The organism is Alteromonas sp. V450 (genome assembly GCF_001885075.1).
Taxonomy (GTDB): domain Bacteria; phylum Pseudomonadota; class Gammaproteobacteria; order Enterobacterales; family Alteromonadaceae; genus Alteromonas.
The window spans coordinates 4,248,706-4,271,784 of the sequence record NZ_MODU01000004.1 but is presented as its reverse complement, the minus strand read 5'-3'; the positions used below and the strand labels follow the sequence as shown (position 1 = coordinate 4,271,784).

24 protein-coding genes and 1 tRNA gene are annotated in these 23,079 nt (G+C 42.0%); 9 read left to right on the top strand and 16 right to left on the bottom strand.

Annotated features, from left to right (window positions below):
* Positions 1-44 precede the first annotated feature (44 nt).
* The 9 genes from BK026_RS18860 to BK026_RS18820 form a co-directional block, all read right to left on the bottom strand.
* Positions 45-533 carry a PAS domain-containing protein gene (locus BK026_RS18860; protein WP_071817314.1) on the bottom strand — a complete coding sequence of 163 codons (489 nt, stop codon included), beginning with the start codon at positions 531-533 and terminating at the stop codon, positions 45-47.
* Positions 533-1,528, bottom strand: coding sequence for a response regulator (locus tag BK026_RS18855; protein ID WP_071817313.1), 996 nt, complete (start codon positions 1,526-1,528; stop codon positions 533-535). The genes BK026_RS18860 and BK026_RS18855 overlap by 1 nt, the downstream gene beginning before the upstream one ends.
* Positions 1,529-1,772: 244 nt before the next feature.
* Positions 1,773-2,513 (bottom strand): LrgB family protein, encoded by a 741-nt coding sequence (locus tag BK026_RS18850; protein ID WP_071817312.1) that lies wholly within the window; start codon positions 2,511-2,513, stop codon positions 1,773-1,775.
* Entirely contained in the window at positions 2,510-2,941 is a 432-nt protein-coding gene (locus tag BK026_RS18845) for a CidA/LrgA family protein (RefSeq protein ID WP_071817311.1), read from the bottom strand. The genes BK026_RS18850 and BK026_RS18845 overlap by 4 nt, the downstream gene beginning before the upstream one ends.
* Before the next feature lie 96 nt (positions 2,942-3,037).
* Positions 3,038-3,793 carry a LytTR family DNA-binding domain-containing protein gene (locus BK026_RS18840; protein WP_071817310.1) on the bottom strand — a complete coding sequence of 252 codons (756 nt, stop codon included), beginning with the start codon at positions 3,791-3,793 and terminating at the stop codon, positions 3,038-3,040.
* A gap of 111 nt (positions 3,794-3,904) precedes the next feature.
* On the bottom strand, positions 3,905-4,231 hold the full coding sequence (locus BK026_RS18835; protein WP_071817309.1) for a DUF3718 domain-containing protein: 327 nt from the start codon (positions 4,229-4,231) through the stop codon (positions 3,905-3,907).
* A gap of 448 nt (positions 4,232-4,679) precedes the next feature.
* On the bottom strand, positions 4,680-5,009 hold the full coding sequence (locus BK026_RS18830) for a hypothetical protein (protein WP_071817308.1): 330 nt from the start codon (positions 5,007-5,009) through the stop codon (positions 4,680-4,682).
* Between the two features lie 151 nt (positions 5,010-5,160).
* A complete protein-coding gene (locus BK026_RS18825) occupies positions 5,161-6,252 on the bottom strand; it encodes an MbnH family di-heme enzyme (protein ID WP_256253912.1) in 1,092 nt (363 codons plus the stop codon).
* 2 nt (positions 6,253-6,254) lie between these two features.
* On the bottom strand, positions 6,255-7,064 hold the full coding sequence (locus BK026_RS18820; protein WP_071817307.1) for an MbnP family copper-binding protein: 810 nt from the start codon (positions 7,062-7,064) through the stop codon (positions 6,255-6,257).
* 80 nt (positions 7,065-7,144) lie between these two features.
* Between BK026_RS18820 and BK026_RS18815 the strand changes: the two genes are divergently transcribed.
* The 5 genes from BK026_RS18815 to BK026_RS18795 all read left to right on the top strand — a co-directional run bounded on the left by BK026_RS18815 (position 7,145) and on the right by BK026_RS18795 (position 13,482).
* Positions 7,145-9,886, top strand: coding sequence for a choice-of-anchor B family protein (locus BK026_RS18815; protein ID WP_071817306.1), 2,742 nt, complete (start codon positions 7,145-7,147; stop codon positions 9,884-9,886).
* Positions 9,887-10,028: 142 nt separating this feature from the next.
* Positions 10,029-10,105 (top strand) — tRNA-Ile (locus BK026_RS18810).
* 153 nt (positions 10,106-10,258) lie between these two features.
* Positions 10,259-10,963, top strand: a complete 705-nt coding sequence (locus tag BK026_RS18805) for a hypothetical protein (protein WP_071817305.1) — start codon at positions 10,259-10,261, stop codon at positions 10,961-10,963.
* Positions 10,950-11,915 carry a beta-ribofuranosylaminobenzene 5'-phosphate synthase family protein gene (locus BK026_RS18800; protein WP_177247930.1) on the top strand — a complete coding sequence of 322 codons (966 nt, stop codon included), beginning with the start codon at positions 10,950-10,952 and terminating at the stop codon, positions 11,913-11,915. The genes BK026_RS18805 and BK026_RS18800 overlap by 14 nt, the downstream gene beginning before the upstream one ends.
* Positions 11,908-13,482, top strand: a complete 1,575-nt coding sequence (locus tag BK026_RS18795) for a non-canonical purine NTP pyrophosphatase (RefSeq protein WP_071817303.1) — start codon at positions 11,908-11,910, stop codon at positions 13,480-13,482. The genes BK026_RS18800 and BK026_RS18795 overlap by 8 nt, the downstream gene beginning before the upstream one ends.
* Positions 13,483-13,484: 2 nt before the next feature.
* On the opposite strand, the gene BK026_RS18790 is transcribed toward BK026_RS18795, so the two are convergent.
* The gene (locus BK026_RS18790; protein WP_071817302.1) at positions 13,485-14,111 is read right to left on the bottom strand and encodes a tyrosine-type recombinase/integrase; all 627 of its coding nucleotides are present in this window, start codon (positions 14,109-14,111) and stop codon (positions 13,485-13,487) included.
* Positions 14,112-14,671: 560 nt separating this feature from the next.
* Between BK026_RS18790 and BK026_RS18785 the strand changes: the two genes are divergently transcribed.
* Complete coding sequence (locus tag BK026_RS18785) at positions 14,672-15,058, top strand: hypothetical protein (protein ID WP_071817301.1); 387 nt, start codon at positions 14,672-14,674, stop codon at positions 15,056-15,058.
* Positions 15,059-15,413: 355 nt separating this feature from the next.
* Here BK026_RS18785 and BK026_RS18780 read toward each other — a convergent pair whose 3' ends face one another.
* Positions 15,414-15,974, bottom strand: a complete 561-nt coding sequence (locus BK026_RS18780; protein WP_071817300.1) for a phosphohydrolase — start codon at positions 15,972-15,974, stop codon at positions 15,414-15,416.
* 133 nt (positions 15,975-16,107) lie between these two features.
* On the opposite strand from BK026_RS18780, the gene BK026_RS18775 reads away from it, so the two are divergent.
* Positions 16,108-17,079, top strand: a complete 972-nt coding sequence (locus BK026_RS18775; RefSeq protein ID WP_071817299.1) for a GlxA family transcriptional regulator — start codon at positions 16,108-16,110, stop codon at positions 17,077-17,079.
* A 127-nt stretch (positions 17,080-17,206) separates the two neighbouring features.
* Positions 17,207-18,226: a serine hydrolase gene (locus BK026_RS18770; RefSeq protein WP_083575130.1), complete on the top strand. Its 1,020-nt coding sequence runs from the start codon at positions 17,207-17,209 to the stop codon at positions 18,224-18,226.
* A gap of 32 nt (positions 18,227-18,258) precedes the next feature.
* Here the strand turns inward: BK026_RS18770 and BK026_RS18765 are convergent, their stop codons facing one another.
* Positions 18,259-18,795, bottom strand: a complete 537-nt coding sequence (locus BK026_RS18765; RefSeq protein ID WP_071817297.1) for a DUF3592 domain-containing protein — start codon at positions 18,793-18,795, stop codon at positions 18,259-18,261.
* Between the two features lie 275 nt (positions 18,796-19,070).
* Here BK026_RS18765 and BK026_RS18760 point away from each other — a divergent pair, with 275 nt between their 5' ends.
* Positions 19,071-19,250, top strand: a complete 180-nt coding sequence (locus BK026_RS18760; RefSeq protein ID WP_071817296.1) for a hypothetical protein — start codon at positions 19,071-19,073, stop codon at positions 19,248-19,250.
* A 42-nt stretch (positions 19,251-19,292) separates the two neighbouring features.
* Here BK026_RS18760 and BK026_RS18755 read toward each other — a convergent pair whose 3' ends face one another.
* The 4 genes from BK026_RS18755 to leuC all read right to left on the bottom strand — a co-directional run bounded on the left by BK026_RS18755 (position 19,293) and on the right by leuC (position 23,079).
* Positions 19,293-20,399 (bottom strand): mechanosensitive ion channel family protein, encoded by a 1,107-nt coding sequence (locus tag BK026_RS18755; protein WP_071817295.1) that lies wholly within the window; start codon positions 20,397-20,399, stop codon positions 19,293-19,295.
* Between the two features lie 175 nt (positions 20,400-20,574).
* Positions 20,575-20,961, bottom strand: a complete 387-nt coding sequence (locus BK026_RS18750) for a hypothetical protein (RefSeq protein WP_071817294.1) — start codon at positions 20,959-20,961, stop codon at positions 20,575-20,577.
* A gap of 112 nt (positions 20,962-21,073) precedes the next feature.
* Positions 21,074-21,673: a 3-isopropylmalate dehydratase small subunit gene (leuD, locus tag BK026_RS18745; protein WP_071817293.1), complete on the bottom strand. Its 600-nt coding sequence runs from the start codon at positions 21,671-21,673 to the stop codon at positions 21,074-21,076.
* Complete coding sequence (gene leuC, locus BK026_RS18740; RefSeq protein ID WP_071817292.1) at positions 21,670-23,079, bottom strand: 3-isopropylmalate dehydratase large subunit; 1,410 nt, start codon at positions 23,077-23,079, stop codon at positions 21,670-21,672. Before leuC ends, leuD begins: the two co-directional genes overlap by 4 nt.

Sequence of the window (23,079 nt, the reverse complement as noted above, 5' to 3'; positions counted from 1 at the left end):
GTCAACGATGGGAAAAGGCAAGTGACGCCTCTACTTAAAATGCACTAGAGGGCGTGCTTGGACTCTTGCGCTTCTGACATGGTTACTTGCAACGCTTCAAGCTGCTTTTTACCCACGGCCACATCTGTCATATCGTAAATCATCATGCTTATATAGTTCACCTCTCCCGTCGCAGACGTTAATGGAGAAAGCGTTATATTTTGATACATGTATAACTCACTACCTGTAATCGGCCGATAGTTTGGAAACTTAAATAAATAGGGACGCTGCTCCCACGTCATAAACGCCCGCGTTTTTAGATCAAAGACAGGACGAGTTTTTTTAATAAACCATTCTTTTTTTATAGTGGGAAACAAAGAAAACAATGACTTATCTCTCACCTCACTGGGTAATAAACCACTGTGGCTTTCCATAAAACCATTCCATACTTGCACTGTAAGGTTTCTGTCCAGCACGACAATACCCACATCAACGGTCTGTAGCATGTCCATCATCCAGTGGAATTCCTGCAATTCGTCTAAATGCTGACTCATTAGAAATCCTCCAATAAATGGGCAAGCTTCGAATTCATCATCTTCATCGACTCTTCTGTAAATAGCAGAACAAGGTCACACTGCACGTTGTACCCTTCTAGCCCATAACTCAGTTCTATCGCTAACGTGCGCTTCCATTTTATCTGATTCATGCTGATGATTTCAGTGATAGCACGATGCTGCCCCAGCACAATAGGATGACCTTGGCTAAAATTAATATCCATTTGATTTGCTAAGCCTGTCAGGCAAGTACCAATTAGGATGCTCGCGGCGTCCATAAGTAATTCGAGCTGGAGCTGGTCGTCTACTTCACCTTCGACATTAAGAATTTTTGCCACATCGTCAAAACTAGAATCGCTTAAAATGCAAAGTGCTTCACCACTTACGCCCGGCCCTAGAAAGCCTTGGCATACGGCAGTGACTTCCTCATGGCTTTCTATGTCCGACAACATCATATGCAATTCAGACACTTCAATGAGGTTTACATTGGGGATGGGAAGTTCAACAAACACATTCATGGTTCTCGCCAGGTGATCGCCCGCTTGTCCCATAGCAATATTCGTGATCTCTTGATAACAGTCTCTAATATCAGGATCTAGCGGTTCAACTTCTTCAACAGGCGTTGCCTCAGTGTGCAAAATATTGTGTTTATCAAGCATTGCCGATAGATTTTGGGGATCTATCGGTTTTCGGATAAAGTCGAGCGCGCCTAACGAGGTAACGCGCTCATGTGCCTCTGGCTGTATATCACCTGAAACTACAATTACCTTGGTTTTGAGCCCCTGTTTGCGTATTTCTTCAAGCGTACCATAACCATCTAAAACGGGCATGTTCAGGTCGAGTAAGAGTAAATCCCCCTTTCCTTCCGCCAAAGCAGCAAGCGCGTCTTGGCCATTTTTTGCAAAATGCACCGCCACATCCCAATCTTGTGGAAGACATTTTGCGACCTGTTTACGCGCAACTAGAGAATCGTCACAAACGAGTACTGAAAACATTAAATCTTTTAACCACCCAGCTTAATTACCTGAAATGCGTTTAGTTTTGCCTATTAACTTACCGTTATCGGCGCAACTGTTGCGAACTAAAGAGAAAATTAACACGCCTTAAGCAACACTCAATAACTAAGTTACCTAAGTTTGTTATGAAACGCCTTGTTAAGAAATAGCACTTTTGGTGAATAATGCCAGCACAACATCCCAAACAAGCGCTACATAATAAGAACAATAAGCACGTATTCTTTTAAATAAGCACTGATAATAGCAGTGGAATTATAAACGCGGTAAAAATGCCATTAATACAAAGCGCAAGCGTAGATATAGCAGCCACTTCCTCCCCCATTTGCACCGCTTTTGCAGTGCCTATAGCGTGAGCCACAGTACCAAGCGCGACGCCCTGTGCCTGGCGTTCTTGAATGTTGAGTATGTCAAAAATAAAACCTGATGAAATAGCACCGACAATACCCGTAATAATAACGAATACTGCCGCTAAAGCGGGGATCCCGCCAATCTGGGCACTCGACTCCATAGCAAGTGGTGTGGTTATCGATTTTACTAGCATCGTTAGCTGAAGACTCATCGGCGCATCTAGAATAAATAGTGACAACCAAGCGGTACTCGGTGCAATAACACCACCAAAACCAATGCATACAAGAAGGCGCCAACCGTGCCGTTTGACCTTGTGCCACTGCCTGTAGATGGGCAGCGCAAGGGCAACCGTTACAGGGCCTAATAACCAGTGCAGCAAAGACGCTGACATTTGGTATTCCATCACACTAGTACCGCTTAACTGTATACTCAACGCCACAAGTAAAGCGGTTACAATTATGGGATGAAAAGCAACGTTGCCTTTAAAAAAACGGCTCACTTGAATTGCTATCCAATAAAAGCCAAGCGTTAAAAAAAGCCAACATATACCACCTATTGCAAAAGTATTTACAACAATGCTGTTTGGAATAATGGTAGTTGTAATTAACGCGCTCATCGCTTGTTCATGCCCGTATGTTTGCCGTTAACTGTTGTGTTAGAAGGCCCACAGCTTGAGCGAACTTTTTCTTTCTTTTTATGAAGCAACTTCTGCGAAAATACGGCAGTGAAACCCAAGCTAATCACAGTTGTAATTACTATTGCGATTACTAACGAAACGGCATTACTTTTTATATCACCCCAATAAAGCGATACGCCAAGCACTGCCGGTACAAAAAAAAGTGACATATGGCGAAGGGGTAACGTAACAAAACACGCAATGTTGCGCTCTGCAGAGGGAATGATAAAAAGTAAAAATAGTAACAGCATGAGGCCTATCAGCGCTCCTGGGAAGGCAATGCCGCTTATGGCAACAGCCATCATACCTAAAGAATAACACGCTAACACATATACCGCGCCAACAGCCCAACTGATTGCCTGGTGCACAATCACTCCCTATGCGCATAGAATTTGAGCGATAAAGTGTACCTATTAAGCACCTTGGCTACCAGCACAGAAAAGACATAGAGCGCCTAATAATCGCTATTGCCAAAATTGATAATAATACTTTTGCGTTATCTTGAACGTTTCTCCGTCAACCATTACTACTCTTTGTTGATTACCATGTTGCTCAAAACGTGCCACGTGAAGGGGGTTAACCGCGAGAGAACGGCTACAGCGCTTTACGTTTTCTTCACCAAATCGCATTAATAAATCGCAAAGCGTGGCCCTGACAACCACATTTTCAGTCAACGTGTGAATACACATGTAGTCACCTGCCGCTTCAATCCACTTTATTTCGGACGGATGTAGGCAACTCCACCCTTTTTCATCCCTGACAGCAATAACGTTATGTTTTGTGGTTTCGTCTAATTTTCTTTTCAACGTAGCCATTAATGACAGTTCGGGAACACCATATTGAGCACATAGCCCGTAGATAAACGACTTAAACCTTCCGTCCCGCTGATCTATGGCATATCTTGCTGCCACATATTCAATAGAATTGGAAAGTTGGGTATCATTAAACGGGTATGAAATAAAACCAAGCGCGTTGTGAGAAAAAGCATTTATGGCCTCACACTGTTTAGTTCCAACGCCAACCCAATACTGCGAAGCAATGTTGCGGCATGATTGGTGAACGGAATAAAACCCAATCGCGCGCGTGTGTTGCTCTGCCAAAGCAAGACTATGACTAAGCGAATTAGCCTGATGAACTTCGCTAAACTCCACTCTACTGCTAAGCAAATTCACCAACCTTTGCTGAGTGGATAATGAATTAAGAAAGACCAAAGCAATCATTTGCTATCCCTTGTCCTCTACTCGAATACACGTTTTTTCACCGTTACTCATTTTAAGGATGGCAAGAAAGTTTACTGCCCATTAACTTTCTGCCAGTCAAAATGCGAAACATTAACGTTGCGCGGTTAGCGTGGTATCTTGAAGGTTAAGCCGGTTGGCAATGAGTCTGCTGGTGTTAGCTGCGCCATTGGACGCTGCAAACGTCATCATGTCTTGACCATTACAAACTAATCCTGCATGTAGCGTCTTTAAATCTAATCCCGTAGCCTTCACAGCTCTTTTAAGCAAGACTCGGCTATCTCCTTTGATGGCCTCGCATACGGCGATAAGATCATTTTCCATCTCTAGCGGATAACCTTGGGCCATGGCAGAACCAGCACTGAGCGCCATTACTAACGCAGCCAAGATACTTTTGCTTTTATAAGTGAATATTGACATAACAATTTCCTCTGAATTTATGGGCTAAACGGTGGCGATAAATTTCGCCCTTCCGCAGCATTAAACTAGTGAAATCTTTGTGTTAACACGCCATAAAATCGGTAAAGCACCACTATATGCGGTGTTGCGATAAACGAACAAAAGTGGCTGTTAAATCATCGGTGAATACTGTTATTAGTCGTACTTAACACATACTTTGAAACAGCGGCGTGCGAAGAGACAATGCGAAAGAACATAGGTAAAAAAGGGAAACACCGTACACCACGCGTTTTTTTTGAACTATTCATAGTGGGGGCGAAGGAAATTTATTATCAATAAAGAATAGGATAAAAAAGGTAGAGGGGTTTAGTTCAGAGAACGCTAATCATCATTGGTTGATAGCGGCGAATTTGGTTATCAAGGGCGCTAGTTTTACTAGCCCCCTCTATGTGAAACACAACAGACTCGATTAAAAGATACTGTCCTGATGTATCTTGATGAACATGCTTGTTCCAATCTTCGAATAGTCAATTTTGTATTCTTTACCGTTTAGCGTTTGCACGAAGAGCAACGTTTTCTCGTCGCCAAATACGTCACTGGTGGTCACATCGACCAGCTCCATATCCATCATCTTGGCGTCTCGCTTATTTTCCGGCACTTTTCCTTCGTATTGCTTTATGCCTTTATAGGTCACAATAATTGGTGGGTGTTCATCACCATTAATTACCAATAGATCAAGCTTTCTGATTTTGTGAATAATGGTATTTCGACCACTCGTTATAAAGGCTTTATCTGACATCATCATCTCCGCGAACACTCACCTGCTGTAAATTATAAACTAAAGATTTAGGTAAGAGTTTACCATGGTGTTAATAAACAGCACATAAGCAATTTGTTGATACAAGCGTTCAAAGTGTAAACGCATTTGCGCTTAAATGCTTAATTAAAGCTCAATTTTTGTGTTTGTCGATAAAAGATGGGTCGGTGAGGGATTCTAAAAACGCCACCAGCGCCTTTTTTTCTTCATCTGACAAAACAAAACGTTTAATAAACGGACTTCGATAAGGGTTAGCCACGTTAGCATGGTTTCCTCCACGGGCGTAAAAATCGATTACTTCATGAAGCGTATTGATACTTCCGTCATGCATATAGGGGGCAGTAAGGGCGATATTTCGCAATGTAGGTGCCCTGAATTTACCCATATCTTTTACATCAAACGTAACGCTATAAAGCCCCATATCAGAGTCTGGATAACTGCCTTTACCGTCAACATTGTACAGGCCAGTATTATGGAAAGGCTGTGCGACAAAGCCATTTGCACTGTGCATGGACGACTGCGTAAAGTTTATTCCTCCATGACAGTGAAAACACTCGGTTCGCTCAGAAAAAAACAGATTCAAACCTTGTATTTGCTGGGCCGAGAGTGCGTTGTCGTCTCCCTCGTAAGCATACTTGTCGAACGGGCTTTGAAACGACACCAAGCTTCTAACATAGTTGGCCAAAGACTTTACAACTCTATCCATTGTGATTGCGTCATCACCATAGGCCGCTTTAACGCTCTGTCGATAGTACGTTGTATTCAGTCTTGCCAATATTGTTTCTTCATTTCCAGTGACGCCCATTTCTATAGGGTGTTCATTAAAAAGAGGAATAAGAATTTGCTTTTCAATGCTTTCCAAATTGTTGTGAGCCCATGTAAATGAAGCATTGTAAGCCACGTTCACAAGTGCAAGGGCATTGCGCGACAACGGCTCACCGCTGACCCCAACAGATACCTTTTGGGGCTCTGAAAATGCAAATTCAGGAATATGGCAACTGCTACAGGACATACTGTTGTCAGCACTTAATGCGGTATCAAAAAAAAGCGCTTTGCCCAACGCAACGCTTTCGTTGGTCATAGGGTTGTCAGGTTGCTCTATTGGCGGTGGAATATTATAGGGTAAAGACCAAACATAAGGGGTAGGTGCTTTGTTACAAGCGGTTATCAGCAATATCGAGCTTACCGCCAACGCCTGCCACCTATTGCTGATCTTACTCTTCATAACTATTGCCACGTTATCCAAGGGCGGTTAACAAGATTCTTAATCAACTGCTCACACGGAAATTCTTCCGGTGAATCAAACATACAGCTAGGTGCTTCGTTAATATCTACCTGCGCGAATATATTTGATACATATACTTCTAAGTCTAAATCGGTGTCTAGCTGTGTCATAGGTAAAATGAATTCTACTCGATTTGTGAATGCACATGACTTTTCAGGAGGCCTAACCGCAGATTCAGCGTCACACCCAACGCTGCCTAAATGGTACGACCATTTCTTTTCCTCTTGCCCTGTTTTCGACACATCTAGGCGCAAAAATTTATGACCATTCTGCCAGCTCCAAAACATTGAACTGTCGTTAAGCGGCGACGGCTGACTTAAAGGATTAGCATGGTTTTCTTTAAATGGAACCCCCATAGTGAAGCGTAAATTGGTTGCCAGTTTCATAAGCGCTTCTGACACATCCAACACTATTTTATCGTTCGCGTTTTCTGGCGCGCTACACTTAGAGTGGAACTTTAACAGTGCAGTGGTGGGTGTCTGCCATTCGGTTTGTTTGAACTTTACGCGCTGCCATTTTCCATCAATTCTGACTTCTGGATTACTTAAATAAAAACCAAAAAAGTCAATATTCCACCGCGACTGTCCAATACCCATTATCATGGGGCAAGCGCCTGAATCAACGCCAACCAATTTAAACGGTATTTCACCGGCTTCGCGTCCTTTTAAATTGACGTAGTCACACCCTGTTACTAAAACCAGCAAAGAAAAAAGCAGCGCCGACATGACACCTGTACGAAAAGGCATTTTCATTTGAATATGTACATCCTCTAAATATCTGGTAATTTTTAAATTTATATTATGTTGGTTTACACGTTTATTGGATCGTTAAAATGAGAGTTCAGACCCCGCTTGCAATAGTGCTGCTTTTAACCTTGATGAGTCAAGGCAGTGTAGCTCACACTGATCATGATAAAGCGCGCTTTGTAGCCGCTGACGGACAAGATACTGGCAAGTGTGATAATCGCTTCAGGCCGTGTAAAACACTCGCATATGCGGCCCGGCAAGCTAACAAGGGAGACAAACTCCTGGTTGCAGAGGGAGAATATGCGTTTACCAACCACCAAGAAAGCCAGTTACTTAATGACAGCTTAGTACCTGTATTGGGAGGCTTCTCTCGAACTGACCATTTTCAAACCCAAAAACCTAACCTCAACAAAACCACGCTGGTAAACGTACCACCCTATTTGTCTGAAACGCTTTACCGTAAAGGGTTCGATAGTATTGTTGATGGAAAAAGTAATGCCACGCAGCAGCAAGTTGCATTTTATCAACAAGGGAGCGTTGCAAACACACAAATACAGTCGCAAATGACCTGTAGCAACGGCATGGCAGGTCAGTATGCCTGCAATAACGTAGCGCTGCTTTCCCACGTGCCCATAAACCAACTTTCAGAGGTTTCAACAGCGGCGAACGATATTTGGGGACATGTGGATTTAAATACGCGCAGAGAATATGCCCTTGTGGGTATGCGAGCGAGTATTGTTGTGGTTGACGTTACCTCTCCCGATGCCCCAGAAGTAATAGGTGAAGTTCGTGGGCAAAGTACAACGTGGCGCGATATTAAAGTTTTTCAATTCTACGACGCCACCGCAAAGCGTTTTAAAGCTTATGCTTACGCGAGTGCAGACAGTGTAACCGAAGGCTTCACGATAATAGATTTAAATAACTTACCAAATAGCGTTTCTTTATTGAAACGCAACAATGACGACAATCGCGCGCACAATATATACATCTCTAACGTTGACTATACGTTAAATATCGCCATAAACAGCGCAACGCCACTTCTTCACCTAACCGGGCAAGACAGTAACGGCGGAGCATTTCGCTCGTATTCTCTTATTGAACCACAAACGCCAACCGCCGCTTATATTCCGAGTTCGTTAACGCGCTCAGACTACGCTCACGATGCATCATCTATGCGTATTACCGATCCAAGGGCCCAAAGCGAATGTGTTAATGGCACCCCTTCCGGATGCACCGTTATGCTTGATTTTAACGAAAGCGAGTTACGGTTATGGGACCACACAGACACAAATACGGTGGAAGAACTAGGCAGCGTAACGTACAACGACGTTGCCTACACACACAGCGGATGGTTTAGTGAAGACAAGCGTTATGCCTTTGTTCACGACGAACTAGACGAGCGAAATTTCAATCGCAATACACGGGTGATGGTTTTTGATATTTCTTCACTAACCGCGCCAGTGCTTGCGGGTGTATGGACCAGCGACAATCAGACAATTGACCATAATGGGTATGTAAGAGGTAACCGCTATTACATGTCGAACTACGAACGTGGCTTAACCGTTCTTGATATCACTAACCCCACGACACCAACCGAAATAGGGTTTTTCGATACTTACCCGGCCGCGGACTCAAGTAGCTTTAACGGAGCGTGGGGGGTGTATCCTTTCTTGCCTAGTGGCAATATTTTAGTAAGTGATATTCAAGGAGGGCTGTTCGTTCTTAAAGACAATACACTTGAGCAGGCGTCTGCCACCGTCGCTTTTGCTGAGTCAATTTTAACGACAGACGCAAATACAACGTTGTCGATACCGGTTAACAAAAAAGGTAATGGGCCATTAACCGTGAATTATCAAATTATTCATGGCTCAACTGATACCGATGACATAGTACCCAGCACGGGGGAATTAACTTGGTCCGAAGGCGATATTAATGCGAAGACCATTTCTATAGACGTTATGCCTAATCAAGACGATGAAGGCAATGAAACGTTTTATGTTCGTTTGTTCAACCCTCAAGGTGGAGGGATTTTGCCCGGCAAAGGCTACACAGCCGTGGAAGTTAACGGGCAAACTCTGCGCGGTAAAGCCGAGTTCAGTGTAGAGGCGATACAAACCCTTGAAATTGAAAATTCCCTTACGATTAATGTAAATCGCAGCGGCGGTGTTCAAGGAAACCTAAATGTTGACTATGCGTTGGTAAGCGACACTGCAACAGAAAATGACGACTTCCAAATGCAAGCAGGCAGCATTGAATGGGCAGACGGCGAGTCAGCAACTAAAACAATTGAAATCAGCATCATCAATGATGATATCGCTGAAACCGAAGAACAGTTTAGCGTTGTACTCAGCGCCGAAACCGCTGAGTTATTAGGCAGTGTTACCGAAACAGTAATTACAATAAAAGATGACGAAAGCAACCAAGCGCCGGTGGTTAACGCAGGTGAAGACTGGACAATTGAAGAGCGTGCAACACTTGAAATAACGGGAAGTGCGCAAGACCCTGAAGGCGCGCTTACGAGCGTTAAGTGGGCGCAAAGTGCGGGAGTTGAAGTAGAAATCAGTAATGCCGAAACCCTAACAATGAGCTTCACTGCTCCTGAAGGCCAAAATGAGCTTGAGTTTACGCTTACTGCCACGGATGAATTTGGGGTAAGCGCAACCGACTCTGTAACCGTAGAAGTTACGTCGCAAGATGACGCCAACGTTGTGACAGGCCCACCGGCACCTATTGAAAGAAATAGTGGTGGCGGTAGCGTGCCGCTTCAAACGCTTATTTTGCTAACAATCATTGCTGCGGCGCGCTCGCGTTTTCTGACAAAAAGATAACGAAACGCCGCAACACTGAACAAAAATAAAGCAAACAATTCACAAAGGCTTTAGAGGGGCGTGACAAGGCAGCTAAAACTGCTTATACTTGCGCTCGCTTGTGGTTGTTATGCTTAACAATTCACACGAAAATCTCTTCAAAGGCCCCATAGCTCAGTTGGTTAGAGCATCCGACTCATAATCGGCAGGTCCCCTGTTCAAGTCAGGGTGGGGCCACCATTTTTCCTATTCTTCGATGATAGTTACTACTAACCTGTTCTGGTTGGTTCTACCTCTGTGCTACTTATTAAGTTAACATTAAAAACGTAATGATTTATAGTCTTATGAATATGTTCATAAGTGTATAGTAGTCAATGCAAATAGTAAGGGAATATGAATATCTATCGCACTAAAATAAAAATCTCTTTAGCACAGTTGATATTAGGCTTGCTCATAATAACTACAGCATTTCTTATTTACTTTTATACAAATGGAAAAATGTCAGAGAAGTGGGCGCCTATTATTGGTGGAATGGCTGTATCCTCCTTAGTCTCTTTAATTCAATTTGGGATAAATTATAAGAACTATAGAAATAGTGAAAAGCTCCAAGATTGCGGCGTTAAAGAATTTCTTAATACACGCGGAGACAAGGACTATTATTCCAAACTTATAAGAAACTCAAATAAAGACCTTCGTCTTATTTTCAATACATCTAAGAGGTTTTTCGAAGACTTCTGTCAAGAAGAAGATGGGGATAACCTTTTAACAACTAAGCTAGATAGCAACCCGGACATGTCTGTCAAAATGTTATTAACTGATATTGATTATTTGTCTGATGACGACAAAACATCTTTCGATATCAGTCAAAATGAGATTGCGAGACTCACAGAAAAATATCAAGAGAGATTTCAAGTAAGATTCTATAGACATGCTCCAAACCACAACATTTTTTTGACTGATTCTGATGCTGTAATTGGTCCATACTTCGAACAGCGAAAAGGCAAGTATCTTCCTTCAATTCATTTTAATTCTAACGCGAACTTCGTTGCTCCCTACATCACGTACTTTGAAAATGAATGGAAGAATGCAAAATCTTAAGATTAATATCCCATCAAGGGTACACTTGAATCTTATTGCTATGCACGAATGTGACTTTAGGAGAAATGGCGGGCTAGGTTTTTCTGTTGATACAGGGTTGGTATTGTACGCCGAAAAAATTGAAAGAATAAAAATAGATTCAACGTTACCAGAGTTAAAGCCGTTAGCAATGAGGCTTGAAAAGCAGCTCTTGAATATTAAAAATGAGCTGAAACTAAATTTAGGAATTCACATTACATTAGCGAACGAGCTACCGCCGCATATTGGTCTAGGTAGCGGTACTTCGATAACACTTGCTGCAATCGAAGCTTTGTTATTAATCAATGAATACGACTATTCAGTGCGTGAGTTACAAAAACTTTCAGGAAGAGGGGGTACTTCTGGTGTAGGCATCCATAGCTACTTTTGTGGCGGTTTTGTTTATGATTTAGGTGTGAAGGCTAATTCAGAAGCACATCTTCCATCAAGTCATACCGTCCCAAATGAGATACCTTCCCTTCTATTCAGGAACGATTATCCTTTCGGAAACATTATTTACCTATATCCGAAACATGAACACAAAAATCACGGAGTAGAAGAATATAATTTTTTTCTAGATTCCACCCCGATTACGGATATTGAAGCTTACAAAGCTTGCTATAGTTCAATTTTTGAAGTTACCGCATCATTAGTGGACGGCGATCAACAATCATTCTTCAGAGCGATAGAAAAAATTAAAGAAACCAAGTGGAAAACATTAGAAGTTGAGCATAGTGGAACAATATCTTTAAGAATTCTCTCTGAATTGGAACATCTAAATATCGCAGGGTTTGGGATGAGTAGCATGGGTCCTGGAATTTTCATACTATCAGAGCCAGATCAGCAGACACTTGGCAAGATCATCAAAAAATTCAACTTAACTATGACTACGTTAATACCAAATAATAGGGGACGAACCATTAATTATGCTTGATCTCCTCTTCTTCACTTCAAGTAGAATTAAGATGCAAAATGCGAGGCATATCTGCAGAAGCCTAGACATTAATATCAAGAACTTCAACGAAGTTACAAGCTTTGCAAATTATGAAGAACCTAGGATATTAAACAGAGAAGAAATTCTTGAAACCAGTTTCAAAAACGCTCTGAATCAACTTAAAAGAGCAGGTTTACAAAAACGACCTTTCATACTAGAAGATACTTCAGTAAACATCCATTCCCTTAGTAGAAAAGAGGAAAGAGAGTTTCCTGGAGTTGATGTAAAGTACTGGATGAAAGAAGCTAGATTTGAAGATCTTGATCTAGAACTAATGATGATGGGAAATGACCGTTCTGCGACGGTTCGATCTGATTTACTGCTGTACTTGCCAGAAGTCAGCGAATCTCCACTACATTTTGTTGGAAAAACAGATGGGAAAGTTGTTGATAGCCCGAGTGAATTCGAAACAAACATTGTTTACCCTTGGTTAGATAACAAAACGTTCAACAAATGGTTCCAGCCACAAGGCGAGAAATCCGCTCTAGGGATGCTGCCAATTGAAAAAGCTGACGTACATGACTTCAGAAAAAAAGCTTTCTCGGAAATGTTCAAAGTACTGGAACATTACAACCTTCTGAAACCAAAACAATATGATTTCTCAGCAATTAAATCCTCAGAAACATGGCTGGATAAAATTAATTGCCACATTGTTTATGGACTCAGTTGTGCTGGAAAAACAACGATAGCCACTTATCTGATAAATGAGTTTGACTTTGTTCATGTAGAAGCCTCTGACTTTATGCACGTTATTTACCGTGAGCATCATGGCATTGAAAGTCAGATTCCGATTGGAAAATTTGCAAAAGAAATTCTCAAATCAAATCCTCATATGGTCGCAGAGCGCGTGCTTAAATACATTGAAAAAAATGGATTAGAGAATGTAGTGATTACAGGCTTTAGATTATTAGAAGAGGTTGAATATATAGAACGAAGCCTCCCTTCAGTGTATGAGGTTAAGAGAGTTCTACTAACAGCAAATAGAACTATTAGATTAGATAGAAAAAACCTTAGAAAAAGGTCAAATGAATCTATAAGTGATGAAAACTTGCAAGACAGGGACGAAAGAGAACTTGAAATGGGTATATCCCAGTTGGCTCAGAAACAAACAACAAAGCTAAGACTGGCCAACGAAGGTACGCTCTACCAGTTTTACGATGACTATGTTAATAGATTGAACTTGAAAAATTCCCCAAAACAAGTTCGAAAGAAAAACTCTGATTTCAACGTTTTAACGTTGAAAGAGCTAATTATAATGGCACTTTATGTGGCGAGAGGGGACGCCGAAAAATCAGAATTTCTCAGTACAACAGAAATTACAAGTTTAATTAATAATAACAAACTAAAAAAGCCGAAGTTTGTCACTAACGTAGGACGATTTTTCAAGATGCACTCAAACGAACTTTTCGAGATAGAGTTTAGAAAAAAAACTCGTAGGTACCGTCTTTCGAATACAGGTGTGGGTTTTGCGAAGCTCATTCTAAGGAAGTTCGAGTTTATCAACTAAAACTATTGAAGGTAAACCTCTGTAATTTCGGGTCTAAAATGGCCCATTTCTTGCGATACAGTTTTTAACGCAAACAGACCATTAAAACCGATTTCTATTAATTCACGCATCCGTTCTTGCGCATAGCTATGTCGCAACCCATGTGCTCCAGTTGAAAAGAAGAGAGCAAGTTTTGATGCTTTACTGAAAGAATCTGACCATCGCTTCCCTGCTCCAATATCATAACGCTGAAGGTAGTTAATTTTTCGGTGTGTAACCGTAACTGGATTATCCAATCTCAGCTTTTCGAGCTGCTCGACCAGGTCGTTAGGAATTAGTACGTGGCGTACCAACCCGCCTTTCCCTTGAACCGTGTACAGTTGACCTTCCCGCCCAGCCCATTTTGAGTGTAACGCGGGACGTTTGTCAGGATTTCGCTCTTCTGCTCTGGCAAGCGTTAGGAGCTCATGTGCTCTTAATCCGGCAGCATACGCAATTTGGGTTGAAAGTTGATGCGTTTCACTTTGATGTTCGGATACTGCTTGAGCCCGTGCCGATGTGTAGGCTCTGAACCTTTTAATTTCGTCCAGCTCTGACTTTACACGATATAAGGTTGTTTTAGGGGGAAGTCTGCCATTCAGTTGCATCATTGCCTGAATGGCCTGGCGCTCAATATCAAGAGCTTTCTGCCCTACAGCTTCCGCACGATATTCAAGATAATGCCTGACAACGTCTGGTGTAAGCGACTGAAGCCCGTTTAGTTTGTTTTCCTTTGTCCTTTTGGCTACAGTTTAAGAGCTTGCTCGTAATTAAGGGCTGGTAAGCCCCAGTTTTCTAGGCATCTTCACTTATCAAGTCGAGGTGTAAACTCAATGTTTATTATTCTTCAACTAAGTAGTTACGCTTATTTTTCTTATATTGTTGGCTTTTTGCAAATTTGTTGCTCTATATCTATCTTGTACATTACGCCCCTTTTACATTGAAGTATAAATTCAGTAAAAGTTCTCGCCGATTGACCACTCAGAAAGATCCCGTTTCTTTTCGTATATCTACAACTAGCAGGTTATCTCAGCGGTTCAGAACTTTTCCAAAAAGGGAGTATTCCATCAATTAAAAGATGGTCACACAAACCGTAATTATTGGTTATTTAACTATAATGATACAGCTTTTGTATTATTATTCAGGTCAATGTATATAAATTGGGAAATCAATGAATCAGGGAAAAGGATGGGTACTAATAGAAGCTTTTTTTAACACAGGTGAAAATAGGTTCCTTTCGATTTTAAGTTCACGCAGATCGCCAGATTACGTTAAACAATACATGGAGCAAAAATATATAGACTCTTACGCTTCAATCGAAGAAAAATTTTTATATAAAAAACAACCTCGAAGATGGCCATACCCATCAGCACCATACGATAAAAAATACCCATATGTACTTCGATGTGGTCATGAGCCGCTTTTTATAGCTATGTATTGCCACAAGTTAGAGCTTAAAGGAGGTAATCAACTCTATTATAGCTACAAGTATTTCAAAGGCGAACGGCATGGGCATGCAACATTCAAAGAAATGGTTGAGTGTGTAGACGTCAATTAATGAAACGTGTCAACAATAGTCTAATTTTGACCCACTTAGCGGTAAAGTCTGTTTAAAAATAATTCAGTAGAAGTATACATTGGCACTCAGGCAGTTCGTTGTATAGCTAAGGCCTGGTTTAAAACTCTCGTCGGTAAAGGTCTCTTAATCCTGCTGGCTGCAAGAAGACATCTAGCAGGAACGCCACCCCTCGATTATTTTTACAATGCGTAGTCATCGGTATAATCTTTAAAGCTGCTGCGTGTGCAAATAACATCGTATTTTCCCGCTATATTGCCCTCAAAAAGCACAAATTAGTGAACACTCTGCCATGTCGCAGTTTAAAGAGCCCCCAGATAAAGCCAACGTTGGATAACTACCACTTAACTATACCGCGGGTTACTTTTATCCCTCCAACCAGCGTAGACCCCCCATATTCTTTTGCAAGACGTAACAGGGTGTCGTGAAAACCGTGATTTGGGAAAGTGCCTTCAACTTTTTTGATGATGCTTTTTGCCATACCTTTTCGAAGCATACCTTTCGAAGCATCAATCCAATCAGCTTTTCTGCAGGCTTCTATAACTTTTTGGTGAGGGCCTTTATACGCAAAGATCTTATGATGCCAGTGAATAGCGCCTTGCAGTAACTCGGGGTCTAAACCCCAGCCGTACTTCTCGTTATCGCGTAAGGCAACTGCCTCAGATGGCTCTAGATAAGCCAACTCATGGTCAGTCCAAAGACCTATGTCGTGGTAAACAAAGGCTGTTTCAACCAATTGTTCGAACTGTTGGTCGTTGTTTAGAAAGTGCATCGCATAAGTAATCGTGCGGTAAACATGATTGCGATAGCCAAGATAATCATCTCCTATTGAGTCTTTGTAAGGTTGCAATAGCGCCTCAACTCGAGGGCGTTCAACTTTAATTATGAGTTCCGACATCTAAACACTCCAAATCGATAATTCGTCAAAATACTTCATTTGAAATTGTCTAAACTTTTGTCACATTCCAACAGTGACCTGCGTGCCACATTTCGATAAGATTGGGCCATAATACAAATATGTGATCTAAACGATGGTTAACAGCGAGAAAAAACCCAAGCAGGTTGCAGTATTAGCTTTTGAGCACATAAGCCCCTTTCACCTCTCAGTACCTTGCATAGCGTTCTGTGACGCGCCCAAAATGATTGGGTTACTAGATTTCGAACTGAAAGTTTGCAGTGAAGAAGCATTAGCAGTAACCAGCAGCACTGGCTTTCAACTAGTGCCTCAATACAACTTAGCAACACTAGCCAATTCTGACATTGTAATTATTCCAAGTTGGCCTAGTCCCGATGTAAAACCATCTCAAAAGTTAATATCGGCAATCCAGCATGCTAGGCAACAAGGTGCATTGTTGGTAGGTCTCTGCTTAGGCGCCTACGTTTTGGCTGCCGCAGGTGTGTTGGATAATATGATTGTCACTACTCACTGGGCGTATGCAGAAGATTTACAGCAACGTTATCCTCGTCTACATGTAAAGTCAGACAGCCTTTATCATCAGCAAGATAACGTCGTCACTTCAGCAGGAACAGCCGCAGCTATTGATTGCTGTTTACAGTTAGTGAGGCAATATTCAGGATCAGAGGCTTCAAATCGTATTGCAAGATTAATGGTGACAGCACCACAACGTACGGGGAATCAATCACAGTTTATTGAACTACCCGTTCCAGGCAAAGTGACTGACTTAAAATTGGCCGAACTCATGGACGAAATACTGTCAGATGTTACCGCACCCTATACCATTAATGTGTTAGCTAGCCGTTTAGGAATGAGCCGCAGAACATTCACAAGACATTTCCGTGCACTAACCGGACAGAGTGTGGGGCAGTGGATATTGGTACAACGCCTTCGTCTTTGCCAGAGCTTGTTAGAGCAAACAACCCATAACATAGAGCAAGTTTCTCAGCTTTCAGGGTTTCAATCTGTGGTAAGCCTTCGCCATCATTTCAAACAAAAGTTTGGTGTTTCCCCGAGTGAATGGCGCAAAACGTTTCAACTTAACTAGTTTATACAGTTATACAATCGTTCCAGAATTGATATTTAATTTATTCACCAGGTAAAAAATGCGTTGCTGCTACAAATAAACGTTAAGTAATATCGCTTACAACGCGACAGAGCTTAGGAGCTGTAAGGTGAAAAAATTTAAACTAGCGGCTATACGTATTATCACTGCCGCCGTTTTAACCACAACTAGCATTTATGTGTTCGCGCCGTGGGAGTTCGGGCTCTATTACCTAAAACCTACGCCAGATACGATAGAACAAGAGCTAGCGAATGCCGTAGACGAACGATTAGATGGAATTATCGTATACGTTGATAGGAACGGCGAGCCGCCTGAGTTTTATGCCGAGGGTTTTCACAATCGCAAAACTAAAACACCTGCTGATCCCCGTGCACTGTTTAAAATAGCAAGTATTGGAAAGCTTTATGATGCGTCTGCCGTTGTAAAACTTGTCGCTAAAAAAACACTGTCATTGGACAAAACACTCGCTGAGTATATGCCGGAATTAAGTGAGAGTATTCAATACGCCGACAAAATTACGCTTCGCATGATGATCCAACACCGAAGTGGCATTCCAAATTTTACTGATGTTGAAGAATTTGACTGGAGCAAATCGAATATCGATGGTTTAGCGTTGATTCTTGATAAGCCCGCTGATTTTGAGCCAGACACAGATTATAACTACTCAAATACCAATTACCTGTTGCTGCACAGGATCATGACAAAAGTACTCGGTTACGATTACGGGAGATTTATTAAACAAGAAATGTTACTCCCCTTGGGTATTGAGGACACGTATATGTCGGTCAATGAGGTTAACCAAGATAGGGTTATGAGTGGTTATTACATTGGATATCCTGATGATTTTAAATATCTTGACCAAGGAATGATCTCAACAGCAGAAGCGGTAGGAAAATTTGTTAGGGCACTCAATGATGGCTCCTTATTTACCGACGAAGAAGCCGAGATTTATCGAGGCCTTTACAAGTACCAGCACGATGGCTGGGTATTGGGTTACTGGAGTCGTGCCCGTTATTATGCCGATATCGACACCGTTGTTGTTCAGTTTGTTAATACCACCGGAGATGACACCTTGCTTCTCTCTCAAATCATTCACTATCGAATTCTCGATATCATTCGAAAAAGGTAAAGCTTAGAAGTATCCGATTGGATCCAAGCTAACTATTTCTGGTATTTCAATTTAAAAGCGAGGATATACACAAACCAAAGCAAAGCTGCCCACGAAATACCAAAACCAACGAGCAACATCGACATATGTTCCCAAATAACATTTTTAATCAGAATGGATTCTGCCCCGTTATGTGGGTTTACGTAAACGACAATTGGTTCGGCGGCGGCTAACTTTCTCTTTAATTCATGTGCCAGTCGAAGCATAAAACCGTCATCATATATTTCATTCCAGGTAACTTTTCTTCCGATATGCTCGTTACCATCAGTGGTATATTTATACATTATCCGGGGCGCGTACAATGTATATTGACTTCGATTTTCGCTAGTAGATTTTGTAACCGTTTCGTCAATAGCGACACTTATTAGCGTTGCTTGGTGGGGTATCCAATTTATGGAAGTAATTGGGCCAGATAGCCCTTTATATACATTTATTGAGAATACGATGACAAATATTAAGGCAATCAAAGCGACAAAGCAGACGCCCAATTTTGCTTTTCTCAGTTGTTCGCGGCTGACTTCCGTCGTCATATCCCCCCCGTGCAGTCCATTTTTTAAAGTATTCTTGTAGAAGAATGCGTGTTTGCGTTTTGGCTATATGAAACGTCAATGCGGCAAGGCATACATAACAGCAGTGATAAGCTTGCTTTTGTCTACCTACAGGAGAACCCCACTAAGTTTAGAGAAGCCTTAAGCCAAATACCTCACAAATAAATGACTCCTACTTAGATTTGCAATGCTTGCTCTTATTTATGCTAACCGGTATTTTTATCAATCTTTACGTGAAACTCAACTACGGATAAACAATGGATAATGAAAAGCCCGATGATTTCATGTGCATAATGACGACAGATGGAAAATCAATAGCCACTCACAAGGGGGTTACTGTGGTGGCATCACGCCGCCCTAAAAAAACAAAATGCGAAGCACGTCGCGAGGCCTCACCTATATCGTGGTGGCGCAAGTTAATCAGTCGTTTCAAATAGCATGACTAACGTTTGCAAAACAATCAGTTGAGACAACACATATTATCGCTTAACTGTTGTTGAACCTGTACCAGCGTTGGTAAGTTCTTCTGCACTCTCTTGTGTCATATTTACCGCAGTAATAGGGAATGGGATAACGATGCCTTCTTCATCGAACCGCTTTTTTAACTGTTTTATAAACGCGCTTTTTATAAAAAAGCGGTTGAAATATTCGCGTGTTCGCAGCATCACCGTTAAATTAATACTCGAATTGTCGAAGGTATGAAATAGCACAAACGGCTTGTACGACTCTACACCATATTCGTGCTCTTTTAACACCACATTCGCCACCTCTAAACACACTTTCTCAACATGTTCTAGGTCTGAACTGTAGTGTACTCCCACTTCTACCGGTACCGAAAGCTCCCTCTCGGGATAGTAATAGTTTATCAGCTTTGAGTTTGATAACTTGCTGTTAGGCATTATCACGATGTTATTTGGCAACATTCTTACCCACGTTGACCGCCAACCAATTTTTTCAACAAAGCCTTGCTCACCTGAATCCAGCTCAATAAAGTCGCCTATTCTAATGGGTTTATCCATTACCAGCTGAATACCCGAAAAGAAGTTTTCCAGTGTAGGTTGAAGTGCAAGCGCTACCGCCAATGAAGTTATTCCCAACGACGCTACAACAGGCGTTACAGAAATCCCCATGGAATTTAATATTATCAATATTGCTACCACAGCGAACACCGCGCGTACCGCCCCTCCCGCTATGGCGCTGGTATTTTTAACAATACTTGATTGGTCTCGATAACGTTTTAGCGTGTAGGTAACAAACCTTTCGAAAAAAAGAAATACCGTAATGATGAGGCCCGCTTCAATAAACACGGCAAGTACATCGGCAGCCATCTTTTCATCGGCACTGAACAGCACAATAATGCGTTTAACCAACACCAAAAAAACGATGAATATTAATAAGTTAAATGGTGCATTGAAAGACAGCACTAAAACCCGATAAATATCGGACATACTGCTCGTTTCTGAACGTGCTTTGGCTTTAAAACGCACCAAAATAAGGCGTTTCACTAAAAACAGGACGGCGACGACCACTAGAAGACCGACTATTGCATAGATTTTTTGTGTATCTACCAAGCTTTCTCCTTCCATAAAAAACCTTTAGTAATAGTGGGCAATCTCGAACTTTGCCAACAGACCACGTTGATTACGCGTTTAGTAATGCCGAATATGGTCAATATCTTTTTGTATATATAAGAGTTTCACCTACGCAAGAGTCGCACCAACAGGGCAAGCGCTACACCAAGATTAATCGTAAAGCGATGGGTCATGATGACGTTTTCGATAACAGAAAAGCGTAAGCCTCTTCAAAATTTTCGAAAAACAGATATTCCAATTCTTTCAACTCGGGGATCCGTTGAAACATTATCCCTTTTATAACGGCGCCTTTATATACGTAAGCCTTGTGACTCAGGCCCATAGAGGGTAGCTGATTCACGATATACTTCACCATGTCAAATGCTTCAGGCGTTGCGCCTTCAACACCACTTATATCGGCTAACAAGGCAAAAGGCGCACCTTCAAGTTCCTCTACCGCACTAAACAAATCTTTCCGATAACGCTCTGCACTAATCTCGTTAAAAATACCGGATAATCTTGCCGTTAAAATACCATTTGAATAACTAAGTTCGGTGCTGTACTTCTGTCTACCCATCTTTTGACCGCTACTATTAATGTCTTGCTTATAGTAGTCTAAATATAAGGCAGCGTTAACTCACAGCGTTTTAATTAGCCAAAAGTATACCTTTCGTCACACTTATACTTCGTTACATACTGCCAACAGAAGTACGTTCATAGGTTTTAATCGCCCCTTCTTCCATTAACGTTCGTCCTATTTTATCGATACCCAGCATAAGGTTCTGTTTGTGATGTGCTGCAAGGTTAAAGCGGTACTCATTGTTTGCACAAGTTACTAATTGTTTGGGTAAATTTACGGTAATAGTCTGGCTGGGCAAGCTCTGACATACACTTGCTAGCGTATCAACGGCGTGACCTACTAACGCCACAGGCAGAATTTGGTTATTCAAGCAATTAGTATAAAAAATGTCGGCAAAGCTTTTTGCAATGATCACTTTAATGCCAAAATCTGCGAGTGCCCATGGGGCATGCTCTCGACTTGAACCACATCCAAAATTATCTCCCGCGATAAAAATCTCCGCCCCTGAATATTCAGTTTTATTCAGCACGCAGTCTGGATTAGGAACCTGTTCGTACTGATCTAAGTAACGTATATCGTGCAATAGGTGCTTACCAAACCCTTTTCGCGATATCTCTGTTAAAAACTGTTTAGGCAGTAGTTGATCTGTATCGACATTGTCGTGATTAAAGGGAATAGCGATAGAGCTAACTGTGTTAATTGGCGTCATAGTAGTGCTTCTTTTAAGTTTCTAATGTCAGTAATGCTGCCGGTGAGAGCAGCGCCTGCGGCCATTGCCGGACTTACAAGATGAGTCAGTGCCCCTCGCCCTTGTCGCCCCTCAAAATTACGATTGCTGGTAGAAGCGCATCTATCACCTTCCTGTAGTACGTCGTCATTCATACCCAAACACATTGAACACCCCGGCAATCGCCATTCGAAGCCGGCTTTTATGAATATTTTGTCGAGCCCTTCTGCTTCAGCAATTTGTTTAACGCGCACAGAGCCCGGTACAACAATCGCTTTGACGCCCTCAACTACACGGCCTTTTTCAGCTATTTTCGCCGCTTCTCTCAGATCTTCAATTCGGCTGTTAGTGCAAGACCCAATAAATACATGGCTGACAGCTACACCTTGTAAAGTATCACCCGCCTGTAGCCGCATGTAATCAAGCGCCTTTTTCGCTATTTGTTTAGTGTTATCATTACCTTCGTCAGGTGTGAGTGGAATAGGTTCATCAATGCCAACAACTTGACCAGGATTTGTGCCCCACGTAACGTGAGGAGAGAGTGATGAAACATCTATAGAAACTGTTGCATCAAAAGTCGCGTCACAATCCGAAAACAGTTGTTGCCATTGTGCTTTAGCATCTTCAAATTGCTTACCACTTGGTGAAAAAGGCTTGTCTTTTAGGTAGGCAAATGTAACTTCATCAGGTGCCACCATTCCAGCCTTAGCGCCGGCTTCTATGCTCATATTGCATATTGTCATACGTCCTTCCATAGACAGTGAACGAATAGCTTCTCCACAATATTCAATAACGTGTCCCGTTGCGCCGTCGTGACCAATTTTACGAATAAGGGCTAGCACCATGTCCTTCGCAAACACCCCCTCAGGCAACGTTCCTGTAAACTCAACACGCATATTTTTTGCTTTCGATTGACGTATTGTTTGCGTTGCAAGCACGTGTTCCACATCGGAAGTACCTATACCGAAGGCAAGTGTTCCAAGTGCGCCATGGGTGGCCGTATGGGAGTCGCCACACACTACGGTCATTCCCGGAAGGATCAGGCCCATCTCAGGTCCCATCACATGCACAATCCCTTGATTGCTGTCACCAACGGGATACAACACAATATCGTTCTTTCTGCAGTTTTGAATAAGCGTTTGCAGTTGAAGGGCATTCTTAGGACCGCACGCATCTAAGCGCTCAGAACGGGTAGATATACTGTGATCCATGGTGGCAATTGTTAACTCTGGGCGTCTTACCTTTCTGCCTTTTTGAGCTAAGCCGTCAAAAGCTTGAGGAGACGTAACTTCATGAATTAGATGTCGGTCGATGTAAAGTAATGCGTCACCATCTACCGAGGTAACGTAGTGTTTTTCCCACAGCTTATCGTAAAGGGTTTTCGCCAT

Excerpts from the sequence above, each read along its gene's own strand:
- BK026_RS18840 (WP_071817310.1), bottom strand. The coding sequence starts at position 3,793 with ATGATTGCTTTGGTCTTTCTTAATTCATTATCCACTCAGCAAAGGTTG.
- BK026_RS18820 (WP_071817307.1), bottom strand. The coding sequence starts at position 7,064 with ATGAAAATGCCTTTTCGTACAGGTGTCATGTCGGCGCTGCTTTTTTCT.
- BK026_RS18760 (WP_071817296.1), top strand. The coding sequence starts at position 19,071 with ATGGATAATGAAAAGCCCGATGATTTCATGTGCATAATGACGACAGAT.
- BK026_RS18790 (WP_071817302.1), bottom strand. The coding sequence starts at position 14,111 with ATGATGCAACTGAATGGCAGACTTCCCCCTAAAACAACCTTATATCGT.
- BK026_RS18775 (WP_071817299.1), top strand. The coding sequence starts at position 16,108 with ATGGTTAACAGCGAGAAAAAACCCAAGCAGGTTGCAGTATTAGCTTTT.
- BK026_RS18785 (WP_071817301.1), top strand. The coding sequence starts at position 14,672 with ATGAATCAGGGAAAAGGATGGGTACTAATAGAAGCTTTTTTTAACACA.
- BK026_RS18795 (WP_071817303.1), top strand. The coding sequence starts at position 11,908 with ATGCTTGATCTCCTCTTCTTCACTTCAAGTAGAATTAAGATGCAAAAT.
- BK026_RS18780 (WP_071817300.1), bottom strand. The coding sequence starts at position 15,974 with ATGTCGGAACTCATAATTAAAGTTGAACGCCCTCGAGTTGAGGCGCTA.
- BK026_RS18830 (WP_071817308.1), bottom strand. The coding sequence starts at position 5,009 with ATGTCAGATAAAGCCTTTATAACGAGTGGTCGAAATACCATTATTCAC.
- BK026_RS18855 (WP_071817313.1), bottom strand. The coding sequence starts at position 1,528 with ATGTTTTCAGTACTCGTTTGTGACGATTCTCTAGTTGCGCGTAAACAG.
- BK026_RS18750 (WP_071817294.1), bottom strand. The coding sequence starts at position 20,961 with ATGGGTAGACAGAAGTACAGCACCGAACTTAGTTATTCAAATGGTATT.
- BK026_RS18825 (WP_256253912.1), bottom strand. The coding sequence starts at position 6,252 with ATGAAGAGTAAGATCAGCAATAGGTGGCAGGCGTTGGCGGTAAGCTCG.
- BK026_RS18755 (WP_071817295.1), bottom strand. The coding sequence starts at position 20,399 with ATGGAAGGAGAAAGCTTGGTAGATACACAAAAAATCTATGCAATAGTC.
- leuC (WP_071817292.1), bottom strand. The coding sequence starts at position 23,079 with ATGGCGAAAACCCTTTACGATAAGCTGTGGGAAAAACACTACGTTACC.
- BK026_RS18805 (WP_071817305.1), top strand. The coding sequence starts at position 10,259 with ATGAATATCTATCGCACTAAAATAAAAATCTCTTTAGCACAGTTGATA.
- BK026_RS18815 (WP_071817306.1), top strand. The coding sequence starts at position 7,145 with ATGAGAGTTCAGACCCCGCTTGCAATAGTGCTGCTTTTAACCTTGATG.
- BK026_RS18850 (WP_071817312.1), bottom strand. The coding sequence starts at position 2,513 with ATGAGCGCGTTAATTACAACTACCATTATTCCAAACAGCATTGTTGTA.
- BK026_RS18800 (WP_177247930.1), top strand. The coding sequence starts at position 10,950 with ATGCAAAATCTTAAGATTAATATCCCATCAAGGGTACACTTGAATCTT.
- BK026_RS18765 (WP_071817297.1), bottom strand. The coding sequence starts at position 18,795 with ATGACGACGGAAGTCAGCCGCGAACAACTGAGAAAAGCAAAATTGGGC.
- BK026_RS18860 (WP_071817314.1), bottom strand. The coding sequence starts at position 533 with ATGAGTCAGCATTTAGACGAATTGCAGGAATTCCACTGGATGATGGAC.
- leuD (WP_071817293.1), bottom strand. The coding sequence starts at position 21,673 with ATGACGCCAATTAACACAGTTAGCTCTATCGCTATTCCCTTTAATCAC.
- BK026_RS18835 (WP_071817309.1), bottom strand. The coding sequence starts at position 4,231 with ATGTCAATATTCACTTATAAAAGCAAAAGTATCTTGGCTGCGTTAGTA.